This is a genomic window from Labilibaculum filiforme, from assembly GCF_002843315.1.
GTDB classification, from domain to species: domain Bacteria; phylum Bacteroidota; class Bacteroidia; order Bacteroidales; family Marinifilaceae; genus Labilibaculum; species Labilibaculum filiforme.
Window position 1 is genome coordinate 283305 of sequence record NZ_MVDD01000003.1, and the last position, 24179, is coordinate 307483.

General features: G+C 34.5%; 24 protein-coding genes. 11 read left to right on the top strand and 13 right to left on the bottom strand.

Annotated elements, in window-relative coordinates; all coding sequences use genetic code 11:
* Nucleotide 1: 1 nt before the first annotated feature.
* From BZG02_RS05885 to BZG02_RS05900, 4 genes are all read right to left on the bottom strand, one after another.
* Nucleotides 2-187 (bottom strand): type II toxin-antitoxin system antitoxin, encoded by a 186-nt coding sequence (locus tag BZG02_RS05885; protein WP_101260486.1) that lies wholly within the window; start codon nt 185-187, stop codon nt 2-4.
* 10 nt (nt 188-197) lie between these two features.
* Nucleotides 198-1052 carry an SPFH domain-containing protein gene (locus tag BZG02_RS05890; protein WP_101260487.1) on the bottom strand — a complete coding sequence of 285 codons (855 nt, stop codon included), beginning with the start codon at nt 1050-1052 and terminating at the stop codon, nt 198-200.
* A 103-nt stretch (nt 1053-1155) separates the two neighbouring features.
* Nucleotides 1156-1395, bottom strand: coding sequence for a hypothetical protein (locus tag BZG02_RS05895; protein ID WP_101260488.1), 240 nt, complete (start codon nt 1393-1395; stop codon nt 1156-1158).
* 116 nt (nt 1396-1511) lie between these two features.
* Entirely contained in the window at nt 1512-2099 is a 588-nt protein-coding gene (locus tag BZG02_RS05900) for an RNA polymerase sigma factor (protein WP_425432610.1), read from the bottom strand.
* A 201-nt stretch (nt 2100-2300) separates the two neighbouring features.
* Between BZG02_RS05900 and uvrA the strand changes: the two genes are divergently transcribed.
* Nucleotides 2301-5105 (top strand): excinuclease ABC subunit UvrA, encoded by a 2805-nt coding sequence (uvrA, locus tag BZG02_RS05905; RefSeq protein WP_101260490.1) that lies wholly within the window; start codon nt 2301-2303, stop codon nt 5103-5105.
* Between the two features lie 14 nt (nt 5106-5119).
* Here the strand turns inward: uvrA and BZG02_RS05910 are convergent, their stop codons facing one another.
* Nucleotides 5120-5551 (bottom strand): hypothetical protein, encoded by a 432-nt coding sequence (locus tag BZG02_RS05910; protein ID WP_101260491.1) that lies wholly within the window; start codon nt 5549-5551, stop codon nt 5120-5122.
* 40 nt (nt 5552-5591) lie between these two features.
* Nucleotides 5592-6449 (bottom strand): hypothetical protein, encoded by an 858-nt coding sequence (locus BZG02_RS05915; RefSeq protein ID WP_101260492.1) that lies wholly within the window; start codon nt 6447-6449, stop codon nt 5592-5594.
* A 416-nt stretch (nt 6450-6865) separates the two neighbouring features.
* On the opposite strand from BZG02_RS05915, the gene BZG02_RS05920 reads away from it, so the two are divergent.
* On the top strand, nt 6866-7387 hold the full coding sequence (locus BZG02_RS05920; RefSeq protein WP_101260493.1) for a hypothetical protein: 522 nt from the start codon (nt 6866-6868) through the stop codon (nt 7385-7387).
* 36 nt (nt 7388-7423) lie between these two features.
* On the opposite strand, the gene BZG02_RS05925 is transcribed toward BZG02_RS05920, so the two are convergent.
* The 4 genes from BZG02_RS05925 to BZG02_RS05940 form a co-directional block, all read right to left on the bottom strand.
* The gene (locus tag BZG02_RS05925) at nt 7424-8428 is read right to left on the bottom strand and encodes a dihydroorotate dehydrogenase-like protein (protein ID WP_101260494.1); all 1005 of its coding nucleotides are present in this window, start codon (nt 8426-8428) and stop codon (nt 7424-7426) included.
* 107 nt (nt 8429-8535) lie between these two features.
* Nucleotides 8536-9201 carry a YggS family pyridoxal phosphate-dependent enzyme gene (locus BZG02_RS05930; protein WP_101260495.1) on the bottom strand — a complete coding sequence of 222 codons (666 nt, stop codon included), beginning with the start codon at nt 9199-9201 and terminating at the stop codon, nt 8536-8538.
* A 71-nt stretch (nt 9202-9272) separates the two neighbouring features.
* On the bottom strand, nt 9273-9971 hold the full coding sequence (locus tag BZG02_RS05935; protein ID WP_101260496.1) for a response regulator transcription factor: 699 nt from the start codon (nt 9969-9971) through the stop codon (nt 9273-9275).
* 9 nt (nt 9972-9980) lie between these two features.
* Nucleotides 9981-11249 (bottom strand): sensor histidine kinase, encoded by a 1269-nt coding sequence (locus BZG02_RS05940; protein ID WP_101260497.1) that lies wholly within the window; start codon nt 11247-11249, stop codon nt 9981-9983.
* Between the two features lie 188 nt (nt 11250-11437).
* Here BZG02_RS05940 and BZG02_RS05945 point away from each other — a divergent pair, with 188 nt between their 5' ends.
* Both BZG02_RS05945 and BZG02_RS05950 read left to right on the top strand, forming a co-directional pair.
* Nucleotides 11438-11755, top strand: coding sequence for a hypothetical protein (locus BZG02_RS05945; protein ID WP_101260498.1), 318 nt, complete (start codon nt 11438-11440; stop codon nt 11753-11755).
* A 115-nt stretch (nt 11756-11870) separates the two neighbouring features.
* Nucleotides 11871-12449, top strand: a complete 579-nt coding sequence (locus BZG02_RS05950) for a tetratricopeptide repeat protein (RefSeq protein ID WP_101260499.1) — start codon at nt 11871-11873, stop codon at nt 12447-12449.
* A gap of 15 nt (nt 12450-12464) precedes the next feature.
* Here the strand turns inward: BZG02_RS05950 and BZG02_RS05955 are convergent, their stop codons facing one another.
* The gene (locus tag BZG02_RS05955; RefSeq protein WP_101260500.1) at nt 12465-14462 is read right to left on the bottom strand and encodes a monovalent cation:proton antiporter family protein; all 1998 of its coding nucleotides are present in this window, start codon (nt 14460-14462) and stop codon (nt 12465-12467) included.
* Between the two features lie 496 nt (nt 14463-14958).
* Between BZG02_RS05955 and BZG02_RS05960 the strand changes: the two genes are divergently transcribed.
* Both BZG02_RS05960 and BZG02_RS05965 read left to right on the top strand, forming a co-directional pair.
* Nucleotides 14959-15930, top strand: coding sequence for a hypothetical protein (locus tag BZG02_RS05960; RefSeq protein WP_143470423.1), 972 nt, complete (start codon nt 14959-14961; stop codon nt 15928-15930).
* Between the two features lie 112 nt (nt 15931-16042).
* On the top strand, nt 16043-16312 hold the full coding sequence (locus BZG02_RS05965; protein ID WP_101260502.1) for a 4a-hydroxytetrahydrobiopterin dehydratase: 270 nt from the start codon (nt 16043-16045) through the stop codon (nt 16310-16312).
* Here BZG02_RS05965 and BZG02_RS05970 read toward each other — a convergent pair.
* Nucleotides 16309-17148, bottom strand: a complete 840-nt coding sequence (locus BZG02_RS05970; protein ID WP_101260503.1) for a prephenate dehydratase — start codon at nt 17146-17148, stop codon at nt 16309-16311. The two genes, BZG02_RS05965 and BZG02_RS05970, sit on opposite strands and share 4 nt — an antisense overlap.
* Before the next feature lie 512 nt (nt 17149-17660).
* Here BZG02_RS05970 and BZG02_RS05975 point away from each other — a divergent pair.
* Together BZG02_RS05975 and BZG02_RS05980 are read left to right on the top strand one after the other, a co-directional pair.
* Nucleotides 17661-18155, top strand: coding sequence for a TlpA disulfide reductase family protein (locus BZG02_RS05975; RefSeq protein ID WP_101260504.1), 495 nt, complete (start codon nt 17661-17663; stop codon nt 18153-18155).
* Between the two features lie 11 nt (nt 18156-18166).
* Nucleotides 18167-18763: a thioredoxin family protein gene (locus BZG02_RS05980; RefSeq protein ID WP_101260505.1), complete on the top strand. Its 597-nt coding sequence runs from the start codon at nt 18167-18169 to the stop codon at nt 18761-18763.
* 263 nt (nt 18764-19026) lie between these two features.
* Here the strand turns inward: BZG02_RS05980 and BZG02_RS05985 are convergent, their stop codons facing one another.
* Nucleotides 19027-19599: a nitroreductase family protein gene (locus BZG02_RS05985; protein WP_101260506.1), complete on the bottom strand. Its 573-nt coding sequence runs from the start codon at nt 19597-19599 to the stop codon at nt 19027-19029.
* 278 nt (nt 19600-19877) lie between these two features.
* On the opposite strand from BZG02_RS05985, the gene BZG02_RS05990 reads away from it, so the two are divergent.
* The 3 genes from BZG02_RS05990 (at nt 19878) to BZG02_RS06005 (ending at nt 23240) form a co-directional block, all read left to right on the top strand.
* Complete coding sequence (locus BZG02_RS05990; RefSeq protein WP_101260507.1) at nt 19878-21143, top strand: metallophosphoesterase; 1266 nt, start codon at nt 19878-19880, stop codon at nt 21141-21143.
* Nucleotides 21144-22449: 1306 nt separating this feature from the next.
* Nucleotides 22450-23010: a hypothetical protein gene (locus BZG02_RS06000; RefSeq protein WP_101260509.1), complete on the top strand. Its 561-nt coding sequence runs from the start codon at nt 22450-22452 to the stop codon at nt 23008-23010.
* Nucleotides 23007-23240: a hypothetical protein gene (locus BZG02_RS06005; RefSeq protein WP_101260510.1), complete on the top strand. Its 234-nt coding sequence runs from the start codon at nt 23007-23009 to the stop codon at nt 23238-23240. The genes BZG02_RS06000 and BZG02_RS06005 overlap by 4 nt, the downstream gene beginning before the upstream one ends.
* Nucleotides 23241-24179 lie beyond the last annotated feature (939 nt).

Here is a 24179-nt window from a genome sequence, read left to right on the forward strand (position 1 = left end):
TTTATTCTTCCAATGTATCGGTATCTTTCAACCCTTTATCCTTTTTTCGTCCTGCGTCATTCAAGGCTTTATTTAAAATCCATTCTATCTGTCCATTTGTACTACGAAATTCATCAACAGCCCACTTTTCTAACTTTTTATACATTTCAGGATCAATACGCAAAACAAATGATTTCTTTTTTGCCATAATTAATCAATTATTGATACAAACTTCCAGTATTCACGACAGGAGTTACATCTTTATCGGAACAAAGAACAACCATTAAATTACTAACCATTGTTGCCTTCTTATCCTCATCCAAATCTACTATATTTTTCTGTGCTAGTTGATCCAAAGCCATATCAACCATACTAACGGCTCCTTCAACAATTTTAAATCGTGCCGCAACTACTGCAGTAGCCTGCTGGCGACGCAACATTGCTCCAGCAATTTCAGAAGCATAAGCAAGATAATTAATTCTTGCCTCCATCACTTCAATCCCCGCAATTTCAAGTCGGTCGGTTAATTCTCGCTCCAATAACTCACTTACATCATTACCTCCCGAACGTAAAGTAATTTCTGCCTGCTCGTCTTCAAAATTATCATAGGGATAAGAACCTGCCATATTCCGAATTGCTGCTTCCGATTGAATATTTACAAAATGCTCGAAATTATCAACATCAAAAGCTGCTTTGTAAGTATCGCGAACTCTCCAAACCAAAACAACACCAATCATAATTGGATTTCCAATTTTATCATTCACCTTTATTGGATCACTATCCAAATTACGAGCTCTCAGGCTTACTTTCTTTTTTACCATAAACGGATTTACCCAAAAGAACCCATTCTCCAATATGGTACCCTTATAAGCTCCAAACAACACTAAAACTGCCGACTCGTTTGGATTAACAATAGTAAACCCAGGTATCATCGCAATAATCAAAGGAATAAAAATCACAAAAAATGGATTTCTTATTAAGAATAATCCAAATACACCTATTGCCAGCATTGCAAGGGTAACAAAAATCATAATAAAACCAGATTTTGCGGAAAAACTCTTTTCTTCTCTCATAATAATTTAATTTGATATCATTTTGATATCAATATACATCTTTTTTTTTATTCTCAAAAAAATAATAAAAAAAAAACCGAAGTATAAATACTCCGGTTAGCTCTTAGTTTAATGTAATTTCCGCAATATCTGAACAGTTCAGATTTACATTTTTTGTGGACTGACGAAATCCTAAAATACGTTGAAGAAGATTTTTTTGAGATTTTACCTTAAACTTGTCGAGATATTCAACCAAGTCGGCAGATTCGAATACATTAGAAGAAGCAATTCGATCCATAAGTAAGATCCTATCTTGTCTTGTATTTTTACGGTCTAATTTTAAAAGAGTATAAACATCGTTCATAGGCAAATAATTAATTGTATTTCCCTATTAACGCATAAAATATTCTTTTAGTATCTCGTAAGTAAAAATACAGAATATCTAATATCTTCCAATCTATTCCTTTTTTCCAGCATATACTATAAAGTAAGACTCATATTTCTTTCTTCGATTGTTTTCCGCATATTAATTAAAGCGTACCTCATCCTACCCAAAGCGGTATTAATACTCACGTCAGTTTGTTCAGCAATCTCCTTAAAGCTTAAGCCTTTATAATGCCTCAAAATAACCACTTCTTTTTGATCATCAGGCAGCTCATCCACCAAACTACGCACATCTGCGTGAATCTGACTTAGGATCAGTTCATCTTCGTAATTTCCTTCGCAATACTTGGGAGTATTTAGAATATCCAATTCATAATCATCTTTTGAAAAGGTATTGTTCTGCTTCTCTTTTCTAAAATGATCAATAATTAAATTGTGAGCAATTCTTAGCACCCAAGCCAAAAATTTCCCATTGTCTTGATATTTTCCCATACGAAGGGATCGGATTACCTTTATAAAGGTATCCTGAAATAAGTCCTCGGAAAGCTGATGATTTTTTACGATTAGATAGATGTAAGTATAAACCCTGTCCCTATGTCGGATTACAAGAGTATCTATACTATCTTCATTACCATCAATGAATTGCTTAACGAGATCATAATCAGTTGGATTAATCTTTCTCAATTTCACAGCTATTTAATAAAACAGTGTAAAAATTATTCTATAAGCAATGTCTCCTTTTTAATTGATGGTGAATAAATATTTCTAACAGTTTGCAAGAAACTAATTTTTAATGAGATTTGAAAATGTTTAGAAGTTAAATAACTTTGTAGATTCGATTTTAATAAACTTATAAGAGACCGAATCTGTAGTCGGATTAGAAATATGGCGGACAAAAATTCAGAAAAATACATTTATATAAAAGGAGCAAAGGTTCATAATCTTAAAAATATTGACCTTAAAATCCCTAGAAATAAGTTTATTGTGATCACCGGACTTTCGGGATCCGGAAAATCATCTTTAGCATTTGACACTCTTTATGCTGAAGGGCAACGAAGATATGTTGAAAGTTTATCTTCTTATGCCAGGCAATTTTTAGGACGGATTGACAAGCCTGAGGTAGATTTTATAAAAGGAATACCTCCTGCTATTGCCATCGAACAAAAGGTAAATACCCGTAACCCTCGATCGACCGTAGGAACATCAACAGAAATTTACGATTACCTTAAACTTCTTTTTGCGAGAATTGGGAAAACCTATTCCCCGATTTCGAATACTCTTGTTAAAAAGCACTCCATTACCGATGTTGTGAAGTTTATTCTTAGCCAGGAAGATGCAGTACCTGTAATGATACTAACGGAAATGCACAATGGTGACCGAAGTAAAAAAGAACAATTGGAAGTTTTATCTCAACAGGGTTTTTCTAGAATAGAAAGCAAAGGTGAAATTCATAAAATATTTGAAGTACTTGAGAATCCTAAACTTCTTCCTAAAAATAATCCTATTCATATCGTAATTGACAGAATAAGGGTTTCATCTGATGAAGATACCCAAAACAGATTAGCTGATTCACTTCAAACTGCATTCTACGAAGGAAAAGGGGAATGTCTGCTCTCTATTAATGGTAGTGCTGAATACAAATCCTTCTCGAATCGTTTCGAGGCCGATGGAATTGAATTTGAAGACCCTAATGTTCACACCTTCAGCTTTAACAATCCTCTTGGTGCTTGCCCTACTTGCGAAGGCTTTGGGAAAGTAATCGGTATTGATGAAGATCTGGTAATTCCGAACAAAACACTCAGTATTTACGATGATGCTGTTGTTTGCTGGAAAGGTGAAAAAATGCAGGAATGGAAAAATAAATTAATTTACGCGGCTGATAAATTTAATTTTCCCATACATCGTCCTTACTTTGAATTAAGCGATGCTGAAAAATTATTACTCTGGACCGGAAATAAACACTTTAAAGGATTAAATGATTTTTTTAAGTACCTGGAAGCAAAACAATATAAAATTCAGTACCGAGTAATGTTATCTCGTTACCGAGGAAAAACAGTTTGCCCGGACTGCAGAGGCACCCGATTGAAAAAAGAGGCTGGCTATGTAAAAATAGATGGAAAAAACATTCAGGATTTGGTGTTGATGCCACTAACTGAACTTAAGGGGTTTTTCCAGAATTTACAATTGGATAAAACCGATGAAAAAATTGCAAGTCGTTTACTAATAGACATCAACAATCGAATTAATTTCTTATCGGACGTTGGATTGGGATACCTCACCCTTAATCGTTTGTCGAGCAGTCTATCTGGAGGAGAATCTCAACGAATTAATTTAGCTACCTCGCTAGGAAGTAGCTTGGTTGGCTCTCTTTATATTCTCGATGAACCAAGTATCGGACTTCATTCTCGCGATACCGAATTACTGATTAAAGTACTTAAACAATTACGCGATTTAGGAAATACGGTTATCGTAGTTGAACATGATGAAGATATTATTTTAGCTGCTGATGAACTTATCGATATTGGACCATATGCCGGCCGACTAGGTGGAGAAGTAGTATTTCAAGGAGCTCTTAATCAATTAAAAGAAGCTTCGGAAAGCTTAACGGCTCAGTACATATCGGAAAAAATGATGATTCCCGTACCAACGGTAAGAAAAAAGTGGAATAACTATATTGAAATAATTGGCGCAAGAGAAAATAATTTAAAAGGCCTCAATATCAAATTTCCATTAAATATCATGTCGGTAATTACTGGTGTTAGTGGATCTGGAAAATCTTCGCTTGTAAAAACAATTTTGTATCCTGCATTAAAAAAACATTACGGCGGTTATTCCGATAAAAGTGGGCATTTTGATGCTCTTAAAGGCGATCTTCATTTAATTAAGGATATCGAATTTGTTGATCAAAATCCAATTGGAAAATCATCCCGATCGAATCCGGTTACCTACTTAAAAGCATACGACGAAATTCGAAAGCTATTCGCCGATCAAAAAGCATCGAAATATAGTGGTTTTAAACCTTCTCATTTCTCTTTTAATATTGATGGCGGTAGATGCGATGAATGCCAAGGAGAAGGTATTATTAAGGTAGAAATGCAATTTATGGCTGACATTTACCTACAATGCGAAAGTTGCAAGGGAAAAAGGTTTAAAGATGATATTTTGCAAGTTCGATACAATAAAAAAAATATTCACGACGTCCTGCAAATGACTGTCAACGAATCGGTAGAATTCTTCTCTCAAGGAAAAAGCACTACCGAAAAGAAAATTGTTCAGCGTTTACAACCTTTAGTAGATGTAGGATTGGGATATGTGAAATTAGGCCAATCGTCAAGCACATTAAGTGGTGGCGAAAGTCAGAGAGTAAAACTAGCTTCCTTTTTAGCAAAAGAAAAAGCAGAACCTTGTTTGTTTGTATTCGACGAACCAACCACCGGACTGCATTTTCATGATATTAATAAATTAATGGATGCTTTTAATGCCCTGATATCAAGAGGACACACACTTATTATTATTGAACACAATATGGAAATAATTAAATGTGCCGATTGGCTAATTGATTTAGGTCCCGAAGGTGGAATTAACGGAGGCCAGATTGTTTTTGAAGGTATTCCGGAAGATATTATTAAATGTTCGAGTTCCTATACAGGACAGTATTTAAAAGAAAAACTAAGTAAAAAAGGTTCCTAACGGAACCTTTTTTTTTATAATTTTAATCCAAACAATATGGATACACAACCGCTTTCGGATTGTAATTGAGCATCTTCCTTCCGAATAAAATCTAACGATATAATTAGTGTTTTAGCCTCGTCCAATTCAAAATCAAAGTAATCGCTGAAATTACTTTCCTCATTATCAAAAATCAAATTCAGATCTGAATCTGTAATTCGAAAATGAATGGTAGGCAGGTTATTTTCACCAGCAACGACGATTCTGTATTTTTGACCGCTAAAAAAAGCTTTGTGCAATTCAACCTCTTCCTCCTGATGAAGCACCACTCCATTGTAATTGCCATCGTGCAGATAGCCTGCCAATTTTGGTTTACATTGCTCTTTTGCAAAATCGCGGCACTGGGAGAACCCAAAGTTTAAGGAAAATAAAAGTGCGAAAAAGGGAAACAGTAAATAATACTTCATATTAGAAATGCTGAATGTTTAAGTCTTCAATTACTTTATACTAATTCACTAAATAATCTCTCATATCACCAATTTTTGCAACTAATTGTACAAAAACCAATTGATCAACAGAATCAATTAAGCCAGTACCATCTTGCATTTCAGAAGTTTCCATGCTCATTTCAAATAACTTTTCGAGTTGCAATATGTCTAAATAAATAGGTTTAACAATTGGGTCGGATTGATTTTCTCGTAAAACCATCTTAATACTTTCTAAAGACAATTTTTGATCTAAGATTTGCTTTATTAACTCCTGATGAGATTCCTCATTTGGATCAACACTTTGTGTTGCTAGATACATACTTTCCACCCATCCGCCAATTAACATCAATGCAGCCAATGAATACCTATCCTGCTCGCGCAATTGTTGGCTCGACTCCATATATATCTCCGAAATAATATCAATAATTAACTCCTTATTGGTTACATTACTTTCCAACAAACGAATTTTATCTTGTCCAACAGTTTTAAGCACCCCTAAAGATTCAGCCAGATTTCTTGATACATTCATGTATTCAATTGAGATTTGGAATTGCTCATTTAAACTGGCATAACTTAAATCGGCACAATATACACCTAGTGCGATCGCTCTTGATGGACTTGTTGAATACCCTGGTAAATTATCCTTTGCATTCATCAAATCTTCCCTGAAACGAACTCCTGAATTTTTTATCAACAATGAAATTTCGATTGGGCTAGGTAATACAAAGAATATTTTCTTCATTTTTTCCGAATTCTCTTGCATCAATTGGTGCTCCAACATTTCGGATTCGGATACCTGCTCCTTATTTTTAGATGAAAATAAATTGCATGAATTAAACAGTAGTAAAATACAAAAACTCCAAATTATTTTTCTCATTGAACCTAGTCTGTAGATTAACATCTTTTTTTCAACAAACTTAAATTACAATTTTTCAAGAATATAATAGCCTTTTTTCTTAATAATTTCACAACATTATGAACTAAAGAAAAAATATCATTTCCTATCGACACCATGCAATCCTCCTACACAGCCACTTACAACTAGTTGCAATACTCAGGTATCTTTTTATTTTCCCCCAATAAAAATTTACTTTCAATCATATAACTACCAGCCCTTTATTGATAAGTGACCATAGAATAGGAACTTGTGTTTTTTTAGCAAATAAGTCCAGAAAAGATTCTTGTCATTTCAACCATAACTATTAAAATCACAATTATTAAACGGTTGACTTTAATGAGGGAATTAAAACGAATAAAAATTATTAGTTTTGCAGGGAATAAATCAATATTTTAATGAGCAATATTAGTAAAAAAGATTTACGCAACTCCATAATTGCAGGACTTGGCTCTGTGGAGGATAAAGTGATACTCGATTCAATCAATCAATTGCGAGAAGAAGGTAAGCCTGAAGATGTAAACATTCTGCTGGATTTAATGGTCTCTACTACCTCGAATGAGATACAAACCACCATTCATCAATTTCTTGCAGACCTAAAAAGTCAGGAAGCTGAAAAATTTATAGTTGAAGCAATCCGGAACGACAAATACCTTGCAATAAGAAAGAATCTAGTTTCAGTTTGCTGGGAAAGCAGTGTTAATTTCTCCAATAGTATTTCCACTTTCGTTGATTTACTGATTGAAGCAGATTTTGAAACTTCTTTTGAAGCTTTTACGGTGATTGAGAATTTGAGTGAGAAGATTTCGGATGAAATAAAGCCCATTGAACAGGCAAAACTTAAGAATGCTATTGCGGCAGCATCTCTGGAAAAAAAGGGAATGCTTCATGAAGCAATTCATTTAATCGATCAGTTATAATAAGAAAAAAGCCGCTTAAAAAGCGGCTTTTATTTTCTATATTAAAACGTCCTTTTCATTACTCGAAAAGTACTTCATAAACTGAGCTCTTTCATACAAACCAGGATTTTGTATGCTGCCATAGTTAAGGCTACCACGGAATTCATCAACAGTTTTAAAATTCTTTCTGGTCATCCAACTACTTATATCTTCCAATATTTTAGTAATTTGATCGAATCCATGTTCGTATACAGTAGAACAAATCTGTACCGTTTTAGCACCTGCCAATAGTTGCTTTATTGCAGCCTCGCCATTATGAATTCCTGTTGAAGCAGAAATATCAAGCCCTTTAATTTTATCGGATAACATTCCAACAAAACGAAGAGATTTGCGAATATCACTAGCCGAGCTTAGAACTTCGGCACTAGTAATTTTCATTTTCTCAATATCAATATCTGGTTCATAAAATCTATTAAATAAGACCAAAGCATCTGCTCCATCGGCATTTAAACGATTTGCAACAGAAAATAGGTTGGTGAAATAAATTCCAACTTTCATAGAAATAGGGATATTCACTTCCTTTTTCACTGCATTAAATATGTTGTAATATAAATTTTCGTATTGAGACGAACTCATGTTTCTATCATTTGGAACGATAAACACATTTAGCTCAATAGCATCTGCACCAGCTTTTTCAATTTCTTTCGCAAAGGAGGTCCAATCTGATGAAGATGTGCAATTAATACTCGCAATAACTGGAATAGAAACAGCCGCTTTAGCCTCCTTGATTAGAGTCAAATAATTCGAAACGGAATTCCCTTTTATATAAGTCTGAATATAATCTTCGGCTTCAGGATAATTTACATTTGAAGTATCTTTGCCAATCAAATGTTTTGTTTCATTGCTTATTTGCTCTTCGAACAGAGATTTTAAAACAACTGCACCAGCACCTTTTTCCTCAATTATTTTAATTTTTCTTACCGAATTTGTAAGTCCGGAACTGCTAACAATTAAAGGATTCTTTAATTGCAAACCCATATAGGTAGTTTCAAGATTAATCATGCTACTTTGATTTTTAATATTTTCAATCGTTGTTGAACAAATATAGTAAATTCACCAGAGAAATCTGCATCCTCAGGTCTGTCTTAAATGATAAAACTATTCTAAAATTAATATCTCGAACCGAAGATATTACTTCCAACCCTTATCATGGTACTTCCCTCGTCTATTGCCAGCATATAATCGCCCGACATTCCCATTGATATTTCTTTAAATTCATCGTTATTTAGAAACTGATCTGCTTTTAACTTCGTAAAAACAGCCTTTAAATTACCGAACTCTTTTCGAATAATAGCTTCCTCATCAGTATAGGTAGCCATTCCCATAACGCCTACAATCTGAATTGATTTTAACGCTTTAAAATCTTCTGAATCGAGTAGTATTTTTGCCTCGGCTAAATTAAGTCCAAATTTGGTTTCTTCCGAAGCGATATGAAACTGCAACAAGCAATTAATTACTCTGCTATTCTTTTCTGCCTGTTTATTAATTTCTTTTAACAGCTTAAGGCTGTCAACAGCATGAATTAGCTGCACAAAGGGTGCAATATACTTTACTTTATTTGTTTGAAGATGACCAATAAAATGCCATTGGATATCCTTTGGAAGTTCATTATATTTTTGAGCTAGCTCCTGTGGTTTATTTTCCCCAAAAATACGATATCCGCCATTGTAGGCTTCCTGAATATCGCTCATTGGTTTGGTTTTAGAAACAGCTACTAATTGTACTTTCGCAGGAATTTTTTCGAGAATTGCATTTATATTTTGAGATATGCTCATACCAAATTGCAGATTTTAAATTTACGATTCAAAATTACAATTTTTATATATTTTCAGGTAGTATTTAGACTTTAATTATTTTCAGATAAAATAAAGCCTACGCCATGCACATTTTCAATTTTTATAGAAGTATCTAATTTTAAATGCTTTCTTAATTTAGTGATAAAAACATCCAGACTTCTTCCCATAAAATAATCATTCTCTCCCCAAACATTTACTAAGATATCTTCTCTTCGTAATACATTGTTTTTACTTTGCAGTAATAAGTACAAAACGTCACCTTCTTTTTGGGTGATACGAGTAATTTTCCCATTTAAGGTCAAAGTAAGATTTGCATGGTCGTAAACAAATTTACCAACATTAAATACTTGTTCTTTAGGTTCCGAATTTATAGTTACCCGTTTTAAAACTGCATTAATTCTTCGTACCAACTCATCTTCATCAAATGGTTTGGTAATGTAATCGTCTCCCCCTAAGTCAAAGCCTTTTAATTTATCTTCTTTCAAAGATTTTGCGGTTAAAAAGATAATGGGAATGTTTTGATTTATTTTTCGAATTTTCTTAGCCAGAGTAAAACCATCCATCTTAGGCATCATGCAATCCAATAAACAAAGGTCGAAGTTAGAATTAGAAAAGGTCTCAAATCCTTTTTCCCCATCGCGGGCCAAAGAAACTGAAAAACCCTCCATAACAAGAAACTCATTTAGAACCATTCCTAAATTAGAATCATCTTCAACAAGTAATATATTTTTTACACTCGACTTGGTCATAAAATAATTTTAAATTAATGGAAGAACAATAGTAAAGGTACTGCCAAACTTTCTTTTACTCAAAACATTTATGCTTCCCTTGTGAGCATCAATAATCATTTTTGAATACGACAAGCCGATTCCAAATCCTTTTACATCATGTAAATCACCTGTAGGAGCTCTATAATATCTGTCAAAAACATGTTTCTGCTCCTCTTTGGTCATGCCAATTCCCTTATCGGATATGGCTATATATAGTTGCCCGTTTGCATTTTTAGTCTCCACCCTTATATCCGGCTTAGATTCTGAATACTTAACGGCATTATCCAATAAGTTAAGCAATACATTTTGAAGTAAGTCTCTATCGCCACAAACCATATCATTCGCAGCTGATAAAGAATAGGTAATCTTCCCTTTTCTTTCGCTTAGTTGTACCGAAAGACAATCTGCACATTCTTCCAATAAACTATGAATAGGCAATTCATCTTCATTCAACTTTAACTCGCCCCTTTCCATACACGCCAATTTCAACAGCTGATCTACCTGACTCTTTAAACGATTATTCTCCGAGAAAATCATATTTGAATAATGCAGTATCTGTTCCGAATTGCCATGTACCTTCTCTCGCTTTAACATGCCGCTAGCTAAAGAAATAGTTGCCATTGGAGTTTTAAACTCATGAGCAATATTATTAATCAGATCGGTGGTTCTACCTAATATTTTTTTGTCGTTAATTAATGATAAAACAGTAATTCCGAAAAATGTACACAAAATTAAAATAAGAATTAAGGAGGTTATAAACATACTTCCCATACTATCCATCAGGTTTTTCTCCCTTTTTTGGAAATAGACATTTAGAATTGCTTTGTCGTGGCTCAATGCTTTACGAAGACTATAATAAAAACATTTGCTTTTAGGCTGTTCGTCGGCAGTACTTAATACCTCAATGGTGTATGGCGATTGTATTTGGTAATTTTTAAATTGCTGATGAATAATCGAATCCAGTTTGCTCACCTCCATCTTTAAACGTTCGCTATCTAAAGCATCATACTCCGATTTAGACATGAATTTCCGCATCTTTTCGCAACTCTCCTGATTTTTTGTAAATTCATCAACAGACTCGTGCAATGCCAAACCAACCCGATGGTTGAATTGTTCTTCATTTAAACTTCTTGCCCGATTGATCCATCGAATTTGAATCAGCAAAAGAAGTAGCAGAACAATTATCGAAATGGCAATAAATATCTGAATTCTATAGGGTTTTATTTTCTGTAATATTTTATTAATAGATAAATTCATGTACAAATGCTTTCTGTAACTTCTTTATTTCATGATGGTTTTGACAGCTCAAATTTAATTGAATTTTTAATTAATAAGAATGCTTTAACAATTCATTAACAAGAGACAAAAAGATCTTTTACGTTCTTTATATTCCAATTCAGAATTAAAGACTAAAACGAATTAATTAACATTTTAAATTTAAAAGCATGAAAAAGTTATTATTTGGACTTCTATTTGTATTTGCAATAAGCTTGGCAAGTGTTGCCAGCCAACCAACTACTCTACTTGTAGATAATGAAATTTCGATGACTCAGGATTTGCCACAAGATCAGGAGAAAAAAGTTGAGAAGAAAAAATGTGATAAAGACTGTACAAAAGAAGCTAAGGCAGACAAAAAAGCTTGTTGCACAAAAGAAGCTAAAGCAAAAAAAGATTGCAAAAAAGACTGTGAAAAAACTGCTTGTACTAAAGAAGCTAAAAAATGTGATGCGAATTGCAAAAAAGAATGTTGCAAAAAATCATAACTACAACATTACTATTTGTTAACCCTTCAATTTAATTGAAGGGTTTTTTTATGCAGTTTGGTACAATTTATGCTACTTTTATTCTGTAATTTACAAGAATTAAAACTGCATTGAGATGAAAAATTTACTTTTATTAGTGATTGGCCTTATTAGTTTTTCTGGAGTGTTTTCTCAGAATGTAGAACGATACATGCAATATCATGACAATGGAAGAAATCTAATTTTGCAAGGCGAATATGAAAAAGCTATTCTATACCTAGACACCGCTATTACTATAATGCCATACTATTCGACCATTTTTCAGGATCGTGGGTATGCAAAAATGCAACTAAAAAAATACGAGGAAGCAATTCTTGATTTTGAGCATGTGTTAGATAAAAAACCATACCTATCCGAAGTACACCTGCAAAGAGGAATGGCGCTTTACCATTTACATCGTTTAAACGAAGCTGAATACGACCTTTTAGAAGTCCTTAACAGCAATCCGAATAAAAGTAGAGAGGTAATTATTTATTTGGACAACATACAAAAAGAACGGGAAATAATTGCACAACAGAACTACAACGAAATGTTGCAATCTATTCGATACAGAGCAGAAAATGAACGAATAAATCGCGCCCGACATCGCGAAGAAGTGATTTGGAACACAGTTGTTCCATTAGCCTTTTGGACAACGGTTTTTTTAACCTGGTAAATCAGCCTTCTATTTTTAGTTGATTTTCTTTTGAATGAATGAGATCGATTTTCCCATAAAACGTGCTTTGTTATAACTTGGCAAATTGGCATTTTCCATTTTCAATCGAACTTTTTCGATACTATCCACCGAACCAACTAAGGTTAGTACATCTCCTAATCGAAGTCGTGTATATCCGGTAGAAATTAAGGTATTATCATTCCGTTTGGTAGCCAATATTATAACATCGGTTGGTATTTGAATATCCCGCAAGGAAGTACCGTGTAATTCTTCATTTTGCATTTCAACATCAACAGTATCCTGATCTTTTTCCAAACCAAGCAATAAAGTGGTAGCAATAGGCGATCGCACCAAATGCTCCATTAAACTAACCATTACCGTGGCAGGCTCAACAATTAAGGCTCCTAGTTCATGAAATTTGTTTACGTAACTTCTTTCATTTACCCGAACCACCATATCGCGTGTTCCAAAATGCTCATAAGCCAACTCACAAACCTTAAGGTTATCGTCATCTTGATTCATTAATACGATAGCATCCGCTTTATCCACTTCGAGCCTTTTTAATTCAGCAAGACTTAATTCTTTTGCAAGTACAACATCTACTCCTTGGTACAATAAACTTGCTCTTTCCTCACTCCGAGTTACCAATTTAACGATCCAATCGTGTTCGGTTAACTGCCGTGCCAAAGCTAGCGACTGACCTTCCAATCCGAAAATAACGGCCTTTTGTATTTTGCTTTCGTGAAGCAATTCCTTCTTTTTATGACTCTCGCCAACCATTAAAATAAACCATTTAAACAGTGGAGGACCACAAATCTCATTTAAAACAATAACTCCTATTAATATAGCACCAAACTGAGCTCCCCAATCGGGATATTTAGCCGCAACTACAGAAACCAGACCAATTGCAACCCCAGCTTGAGTAACATAGGGCATCCATGAAAACCGGTTCACTTTAAAAGGATCGCCACCTAAAGTACCACCAATAAATGCCCCAATTGCCATACTAATTAGTCTTATACTAAAAAACAGCAAGGCAATGCCCCATGTTTGAGCCAAAACATCTAAAGAAACAGATGCTCCGGTAAGTGTATAAAAAACAATATAGACAGTAGGGACAACCAATTCGATAATTTTAACGAATTCTCTTCGATAGCTTCCAAAATTGACCACAACAAAGCTTCCAATAATACAGATTAACAATGGTTCGATATAAACATGAAAACCAAGCAAAATTTGACTTTGTACATCAACAAAATGAGCCAGCAAATAAATACAATATCCCAAGGCAACTAAAAGAGTGGCTTTAAGCAAAGTAGGTATTCCACGTGCTAAAAGCCAATTCATGGTCTGCCCTAATACAAAACCAATTAAAAGAGAACAACACAATTCGCCAATTAGAATTACAACAAGCCAAATATTAAATGGCACTTTGGTAATTAAGGCGCCTGCAACAGCAAAACAAATTGTAAACAAAATAATTACTAAAACATCTTTTATTACAGTAACACCAATAGCCGTTTGGGTAAAAGGTCCTTTCGCCCTCATCTCATTAATTACCGCAATTGCCGATGCTGGTGACCGGGTAATAAAAATGGTTCCTATTAGTAAGGATATGGCGAGTTTTATTTGCCAGTCGAGCGCTGCCATAAACGATAATCGATTCGATAAAAAGTAGATGGCAACAACGCTTAAACCAAAGGTGAAGAAAAGCTGGCTAAAAGTCATCCATTTAATACTTCTCATTCTTCCTTTCAGTTCCTTAAGATAAAGTTCGGCTCCTGCAGAGAATGCAATAAAAGCTAGGCACATTTCATTAATGAAATTTAATTGTGTTATCGCTTTTCGCGGAATAAAGTTCAGAATAAATGGACCGGAAAGTATCCCTATAAAAAGAAGACCTGTAATTACAGGCAGTTTAAGCTTTGGAAAGTGCAAAGATATTCTATTTGCAGCAATGGCAACAATCACAAAACCAACAATTAAAGCTAATATTTCTAAATAGTAATTCATTCAGTCAGATTAAGATTTGTTTCAGAGGCACATTTACTTCTACATTCGCTTATTAATAGTAATAATAAAGTTTGGATAAAATTCATACTCAAGACCAACTTCGCATTATTTTTTTTATCCTAAGAATAAAGTAAAATATAGGTTTTAAGATAAGGAAATATATCTTTCGATACAACGAAGCTTGCTACTTAAGCCCTTATTTGTACAAGTAATTTCGCAGAAAACACCCTTCTAAAATTCCAATTAAAAATAATATTGCATTCGGATTCCGGTGCTTTCCAATTCCAATTTTAGTTGTTCATATCCGAACACAAACTGTCCGATTCCTAAGCCAATTAAGACTAGCTAAAAATAATAAAATTAAACTTACCCCCTAAATTACAACACCTTACAATTAATGGCACAAATACTGATATATTATCCTCGTAATTACTCTCTGAAATGCTAAAGATCATAATTTGAATATCATGTAAAACACCTTATAAATTCGTTTCCCATGAAAAAATATAGTTTTATATACCTCCTGCTATTTTTAAGCATGCCATTAATTTCTTGTTCGCTAAGCATGGCATCGCCCTATGAGCTTCCAGAAATAGAAGCAATTTTTATGGAAACCAAAGCCTTGTGCTCTGAAGATAATGGTATGTTATGGGGAAGAACTTTGGATGTTCCCATTCTTTTAGTAGATAAAGAAAATGGCATCATCTACTCCAACAGACCTAGCGAAAAACTAGGTTTAACCTCCTATCGTGAAATATACACAGGCATTCTTCCTGATTTTATAGCTGTAGTAAAAGGACCTGTAAAAATTGAAAATCAAATTTGGGCAGTAATTCCGCTTCCATTGCCTAGCGATAAAACAGAAAGACAATGCATTCTACTTCATGAAGCATTTCATTGCCTGCAACCCGAAATGGATTTAAAACCCGAACCTTATAGCAATCAGCATTTGGACGAAATGGAAGCCCGTTTTTGGTTAAAGTTAGAGTGGAAAGCCCTTGAGTTAGCATTAAAAAATGAAGGAGAAAACAAAAGACAGGCAATTACCGACGCCATTTGTTTTAGATTTTACCGAAGAGCTTTGTACAGCAAATGTACTGGATGCGAGAATCGCTTTGAAATTCATGAAGGATTGGCGGAATATACTGCGCAAAAAATATGCAGAACAGATAGTGATTTAAAATTATACCTTCAAGATAAATTACATGAAATTTGGCAAAGCACCTCTTTCGTGAACTGTTTCGCTTACTTTTCGGGACCGGTTTATGCGTACCTATTAGATGGCACGGAGACAAATTGGAGGTTAAATTTAGGCGCCAGTGATGATATTGCCATACTCGTGCAATCGGCTTATGATATTGCTTTGCCATTTGACATTTACATGGAAGCCGAAGAAAGATCGGTACTTTATAACGGGGCACAAATAATGGGGGAAGAATTAGACCGCGAAATGGCTTTCAACAAATAGCAGGAATTATAGTATCGAGAAACAGCAAATTGGATAGCGATTCGTGCTACCCAATTTGCTATTTACATTGGTTCCTGATTTACGTACCTTTAACTAGTAAAAAACTAGAGCTATGAATATATTACTAGAACAAGGTTGGAGCGAAATAGACAGTAGATTGGTGAAAAACTATGTTCTTCCCAATTTTATCGAAGCTGTAAATTTTATTAATTTAGTGGCCCTGGAGGCTGAAAATATAAATCACCACCCAGATATAAAACTGTACAACTATAAAAATGTACGGCTTATTTTAACCACAAAATCAAAAGGTAAAATCACCAAAAAAGACATTCTGCTTGCAAAAAGCATCGATAATGTGTTTGAATCGATGAAAGTATTTTAAGTGATTACAATACCAGTATTATAAGTTCCCAAAATCTGCATTCCTCTCGTGTAAGTTTCTATATTGTCGAGAGCATCGCGAAATTGTCGAGGGCCCTGAAACTCCAAATCGACATGAAAAAAGTATTGCCAATTGACACCAGGAATTGGCAATGATTGAATTTTTGAGAGGTTGATATTCTGCTTGGCGAAACATTCTAAAATATACGATAAGCTTCCTGGTTTATGACTCGTACTAAAATATAGCGAGGCCTTATTATATCCACCATTAGGAACTAAATCCTTCTTTCTTTTTAAAATAAAAAATCGGGTTTGATTGTCTTTAATGCTTTCAATTTCTTCTGCAAGAATTTCTAAGCCATACAATTCGGCAGGATAATCGCCGGCAATAGCCCCTACTCCCTTCAACTGATTATCTCTTACATTTTTTGCACTAAGAGCGGTATCCTCCATTTCTACTAATTTAATATGGGGATAATTCCGAAAGAAATCGCGACACTGATGAATTGCCATTGGATGAGAATGAACCTCTTTTAAATCTTCGATTTTTTGCCCCGGCAAAGCCATTAAATTTTGCTTAATTCTTAAGAATATTTCTCCCTCGATTACCAGCCCCGAATCCTGAAGGAGTCCGTAATTTTGCAGGATACTGCCCGCTATTGAGTTTTCAATCGCCATAATACCGCCATCGCTAACCGATTCATCTTGAATTAAGCCTACCAATGTGGCGAAATTGCCAGCAGGAATAATCTCAACATCTTCCCCATAATAGGCATTTGCAGCCAAATGGTGAAAGCATCCTTCCACTCCTTGAATTACAATTTTTCTTTTGTTCATGCTTATAGTTAGATTTTAAATCAAAAAAAAAGCCCGATTAAATAAGGACTCTTTATGAATAGTTTACGATTTTATTTCCTTAGAATCCTGCACTTCTCGTGGTTAAAGAAGAAAAAAATAAAAAACCAAATCGTAAAAAACACTGTTCTTATATAGTCAAAAAAAAAGAGCCCTTATAGAGGCTCATCATCATTTAATAGTACGTGAAAGTCCTCCTCTAACAACAGCTGCTAAAAAAGAAAAATCGCTCGATATGCATATTATTATCCATAGTTTTTGTACTAATTCTTTTCAAAGGTAAAAAAATATTCCATACTACCTTACAATTATCCAACTCATGCAAACACAAAGCCCAAACAGAAGGCTAACTACTTTCCAAAGCCATTTTTAAAAGTTTTTACCCCTCCTAATTTTATCCTACCTTTAATTTTAACAGATCAATAACAAAGCAACCTGCACTTTCTCCTTCAATAGTAGTATATTTAATACCTGAATGTCTTAATATCCAAAAAATGAAATTACCAATACGTCTTATTCTATTTGCATCGCTTCTTTTTTCGTCGCAATTAGCTGTTACACAGGAAATAAAAACTTACAATTTTGATGAGTTAGAACCAATCTTTCATTTCCAAAACGATACCACTTACGTGATTAATTTTTGGGCCATGTGGTGCAAACCTTGCGTTGAAGAGCTTCCCGAATTTGAAGATATCCGTAAAGATTACGCCAATAAAAAGGTGAAAGTAATATTGGTTAGTCTTGATTTTGGGAAAAATGTAAACGATCGATTAAACAGTTTTTTAGAACGAAAAGATATAAATGCGGAGGTAGTAATTCTCGACGATCCGGATGCTGACAAGTGGATTGGGAAGGTAGACGAAAAATGGGATGGTGCCTTACCGGCTACTATTATCTATAAAAAAGAAAAGAAAATAGTTTTTACCCGTCAGGTATCGTACGACGAACTTTCGGGTACCATAGATAAATTAAATAATCAAACGAATTAAAGTTTATAGTTATGAAGAAGATATTGATTTTAGGTCTTTTTGTATTGGCCACAATTGGAATTCAGGCGCAAGGCTACCAAGTTGGTGATGATGCGAAAGATTTCAAATTAAAAAATGTAGATGGAAAACTAGTTTCGCTTGCCGATTATAAGGATGCAAAAGGTTTTATTGTAATTTTTACTTGTAACCATTGTCCGTATTCGGTAGCCTACGAAGATCGGATTATCGAAATTGATAAAAAATACAAAACAAAAGGATATCCTGTAATAGCTATCAATCCAAATGATCCCGAATTATATGAAAGCGATTCTTTTGAGAATATGATTCAACGATCGAAAGAGAAAGGATTTACTTTTCCTTATTTAATAGACGAAACTCAGGACATTTATAAAGCATTCGGAGCAAGCAAAACGCCTCATGTTTTTATTTTAAGTAATGCAAAAGGAAAATATACGGTAGAATATATTGGAGCAATCGATAATAACTACAAAGATGCAAGCGCAGTTACCAGTACTTATGTTGAAACTGCTGTTGACGCTTTACTGGCGAATAAAAAACCAGCCGTAACAGCTACAAAAGCAATTGGATGCAGCATTAAATCCAAATAAGTAAAGTCTAAATAATAAGGAGTTACAAGGGGGTGTCCGAAAAGTTCAATTTTATTGTCATTCTGAGCTTGTCGAAGAATCTTTAACATTGAATAACAGATGTTTCGACTTCGCTCAACATGACGTCTCTAAGTAAAGCTTTACTTTTCGGACATCCTCTTCTTGTTTTCGGAAAGCTAAGGTTTCAACACTTATTGCTGATTTATCTGCGCAAGCAGTTTAAAAAACATTTCGCCCAGCCTTAAAAATAAACCTGGCATTCTCTATTTCATCTCCTCCCAATCGCCATCAAAAAGAATGGTATTTAAAGGCCGTCGCAGGCGCTTCCCCGATTCCATTTCTCGAATATTATCGGGCAATTGCGCAGGATCGCCCAAATAACCAACAGCAATCATCGTTACCACATCAAATTGATCTGGAATTTCGAACATTTCCCGTGCTTTTTCGACATGAAAGCCCGCCATTTGATGCAAGTACAAACCCATGCCAGTTGCTTGTGCCGACATATTACCAATGGCTAAACCCAAATCGTGACGAGCATGCCAATTTTCTTTTTGATTCTGTGCAAACTTTTTGGAAGCCAAGGTGAGAATAATCATGGGTGCAGTTTTTACCCACATTTTATTAAACTCTACCAAACAAGACAAAAGCTGTTCGTAGCGTTCAGGATACTCTTTTACAGCATAAATAAAACGCCAGGGTTGCTCATTAAAACAGGAAGCGGCGAAGGATGCTGCCTCGAATAAGCTCTGAACCTTTTCGGGCTCAATCTCTTTATTGGAAAAAGCTCGGGGACTCCATCGCTTATCGACTAACTCGTGAATTTTGTGGCTCATGTTATAGGTTGTTTTGTGAATATTAAGTGATATATAGTAACAAAACAGGAAGATACAATGCAAGCTAACTTGGCTATCTCTTCCTTTTTTTGCCTTGATACAGCAGAAGATTATTTTCTTTAAAGATACTTTTTGAAATTAAATTGGTCTTGCTTGTTTGGGAAGCTCAACGCTTTTGAAGGTAATACTATTTTAACAAAAATTAAGGACTTGCTTGTATTTTATTGTCTATATTTGAGCCTAATTTATAATCAATGAACCACTTATAAAATAATTATATGAAGGCAAGTGTCTATCTATTGATTCCTCTGTTACTATTTATGCTGCTTGTAGATATTTACACCTATCGTGGTATAAAACCTCTGATTGCCAAAATAAAATACAGCCTGGCAAAACAAGCATTAAGCATCGTATTTTGGGGGATTTCGGCCTTGGTTTTTGCTGGTTTTACCCTCTTTATGTTCGGAATTAAGCATGTGCAACAAGCCGAAACTTATATCTATGTTGGATATTTGGTTGCTGGGTTTTCCTTGTTCTACATTCCGAAATTTGTATTTATACTTTTCGTTCTATTAAAAGATATACTAGGGGCGATTGCAGGAATCATGAATTGGTTCGGGGAGAGAAAGAAAAAGAGTGTATCACAATTTAATTCAACGAAAAAAATGGAGAGATCCGAATTTTTATACCAAATGGGATTGGTGTTAGCAGCAATTCCGTTTGCATCTATCCTATATGGAGTTACCAAAGGAAAATTTAACTACCGGGTAATGCGGGAAAAGATCCATTTCGACCACCTTCCCCAATCGTTTAAAGGACTAAAAATTGTTCAAATATCGGACATTCACCTGGGAAGTTTCAATAAAAACTTTGAGCAAATTGCCAAAGCAGTAAATCTGATAAATGAACAAGAACCAGACTTGATTTTATTCACCGGCGATTTGGTAAATAACTTTGCGGAAGAAACAGAAGGCTGGGCTCCGGTACTATCCAAAATGAATGCCAAAATTGGAAAATACTCGATACTAGGAAACCACGATTATGGAGATTATTCGTATTGGAAATTTGCTGCCGACAAAGCTGAAAATTTGCAAGCAATTAAAAATTTTCATAATGAGATGGGCTTTCAGTTGCTTTTAAACGAATCGGAAACAATTACAATTAATGGAGAACAAATAGCCTTGGTTGGTGTCGAAAATTGGGGAAAACCACCATTTCCACAACATGGCGATTTACAAAAAGCAACAAAAGAATCGGCGAATATTCCCTTCAAAATTTTAATGAGTCACGACCCTTCGCATTGGGACGAGCAGGTTTTGAATACGGATATAGCTCTTACCTTTTCGGGACATACCCACGGCATGCAATTCGGCCTAGAGCGCGCAGGTATTAAATGGAGTCCGGTACAATACAAATACCCACGCTGGGGCGGATTGTACCAAGAAAAGAAGCAATACCTATACGTAAATCGTGGTTTTGGTTACATTGGTTTCCCAGGGCGAATTGGTATGCCACCGGAAATTACATTGGTAGAACTGGCTTAAAAAAAACCTCGGTTAAAACAATATACAATAAGGATGCGCGCTGGCGTGTCCTTTTTTTTTATTCGATACTGGTATTGCTGCAAATACAAGCTAAGAAGTCTCCTCCCCCCTAGGGCGTCTCTGTTGTTTAGAGGAAATATTTTCACCCTGCTTTCCCAAGCAAGAGTTTATTTATAAACCTAAGCCCCCTCTGTCCTTCGAACATTTCCCCTTAAAAAGGAAGAATTCTATACTTTCACTTTTGCATGTATTTTCAAATTGAATTTTTCCCTTGAAAGGGTACCCTTACACAGTGAAGATCGGGAACGCAATTTGAAATAATATTGTGAACAAAGTGCCGACAGACAAAAAGGTGTTAATTCATATTATTATTCATTGTATAGATCTTATTGCTCTTGATTTTTTTTTAAGCAACAAGATGTTTGTAAAGACTAGCTTGTGGTAAGGAGACGTGGACCTCAAATGTTTTTTCTACCCAAGGATACTTCGCGTCATTAAAATAGCGTGTGTATTTTGTGGTGCTATTGATATCCTCGAAAATATCTTTCGGTAAAACTGTCTGTAAGTAGAATAAGCTCTCGACAATATGCAAAGACATTTCTCAGCCTAAAATAAGTTTCCCTCAATAGAAAATGGTCATTTCGACTCTCGAATAATCGCCCAATAATTTGTAAAAGCCTATTTGACCGTAAAAATGATCTCTCGACGAAATGTAAAGCCATTTTTGATGCTCAAATTAACTCTCGACAATATGTAAAAGCATTTTTGGTTCTAGAATGACCTCTCGTGGCTTGAAAATTAACTTTTTGTTGCTCGAATAATCTCTCGACGAAATGCAAAGTCGTTTTTGGCGCTCGAATAAGCTCTCGACGAAATGTAAAGCCATTTTTGACGCTCAAATTAACTCTCGACAATATGTAAAAGCATTTTTGGTGCTAGAATGACCTCTCGCGGTTTGAAAATTAACTTTTTGTTGCTCGAATAAGCTCTCGACGAAATGTAATGGCATTTTTGGCACCAAAATAAGCTCTCGACAATATGTAATGCCGTTTTTGGCGCTCCAATAAGCTCTCGCCGAAATGTAATCCTCTATATTTATAGTAATACTACCCATGTAAAATAATCATCCTGATTCTTTTGATTGGATATTATTGTTTTGTAGATTCGTTCATTGAATATAATAAGTGTTCATTACTGCCCTATATGGGTCGGTAAACACACTTTTTTAAATAGTAAAAACGAAATAAAGCCCATAGCACTTACTAACTAGTTGTACAGCATTAAGGCAGACCGAATCCACAGAAATATGAGAATTTTAACGACCATATTATTATTAGGAATTTTTTTGACTACGAATGCTCAGAAAACGATTACCTATGAAAAGCTCCAAGATGAATTAATAAATTCTTCTGTACCTGATATCATTTCGATTTATTCATATCACTTGGAACAAAAAGCGGAATTATATTTGATTGATTTGGTTAAGGACAGCATATTGTCAGAACCTCCATTATATAACTCAGAGACTAAAAAGCAACTGACCGCTGAAATTGTAACGATTCCAGAAATAAGAAAACGGATTGTTGATTCTTTAAACTCAAATGGATTCTTGGACATTTTGTATTTAAGAACTGATACTGTTTATACTAATATTAGGACTCCAAATGATTATTTTGTAATTGACAAACCTTTGATTGTTGTTGAAATCTTGCATGGATATGATAGTGGGATTATGCAGTCATATATAAAAGTAGATGATAAGGAGCAAGTTGATAAATTACTTGCAATAATCAATGATATTTTGAGTAAGAAACAGCGGAAAGTATTTAAGCAATACCGTGAAAACATAAAAAATCTGGAAAATTGAAGATTGAAAGAAAACGATTAAAAATATCGGGATTAGTACTGATTATTATTTCAACAGGATTGCTAATTAGAGAATTGATACAGTATGACAAACTTCCTGGAATGGATGACCCAATTAGTCAGGTCGCAGATTTTTTTAAGTATAAGGAAAATGCCGTTACGAATGGAATCATATGGACTGGATTAATAATTTTAGGATTAATTATATATTTGAAAAATAGAAGGAAATAGAGAATAACGCTGTACAACAATGTATAAAAAACATAAGTGGCTCAGTGGTTTACGGAACTTTGGAGCATTTAATGAGCTCCGCCAAATCTGCGATTTGACGGTTTGTTTAAAAACTCTAAATTTGTGTCTAATCGCAAATTTGTCTAAGTGCAACTTGACAGGTAAGAGCTTCGAAATCACTTACGTTTCATATGCCAACGTTGTAAACCATATTTAGCACCAGCTACATTAACTAATGAATTTGTGAAAGAATGAAGTTTGAGAAAAACATATTTATCAAATTATTAAGTTGGTTTTGGGTTTTCATATTAATCCAAAGCTTAAATATGGCAGAATTAAGTGCTCAGACGAATATTGAACTAGAAATGAAAATTTACGGTGTAAACAAGGTTCAATTGAAACATATTGACTCGTATAAATTAATTGCATCTATCAAGAATAAAGGAACTAGACCGATTGAACTAAATAATACAATAATTAACTCTGGGTATTTCTTTGAAAATGGGGTCTGTTGGGAATTACAGAAGCAATAATGATATTTTTATTCCATACGATTCATTACATACCTTCAAGATAGTTGATGTAAATTATTTTGGTATTTCATTTGATCATGGTTCTACTATAGTAGATACTCTTCATCAATATGAGTTTCATCCTTTTGAAGTATATACACCAAATGAATCAGGAGTATTTAGAGTTCGGTTGATATACAAATGTTTAGATTCTCCTGATAAATATTCTAATTGGTTCTACATTTATGGTTATAAGAGGAAGAGGGAATGGAAAAATCAAGTAGACTCAATTAGTAGAAAAATACAGTTTACAACAACTAAGCGTTCGTGTGGCAGGAACTGCCCAATAGGTACGGGGCGTTGACGTAACCGATGACATTATTGCTACTTTATGGGGAATGGTGTAAGTGAAAACCTTTTTAGAAAG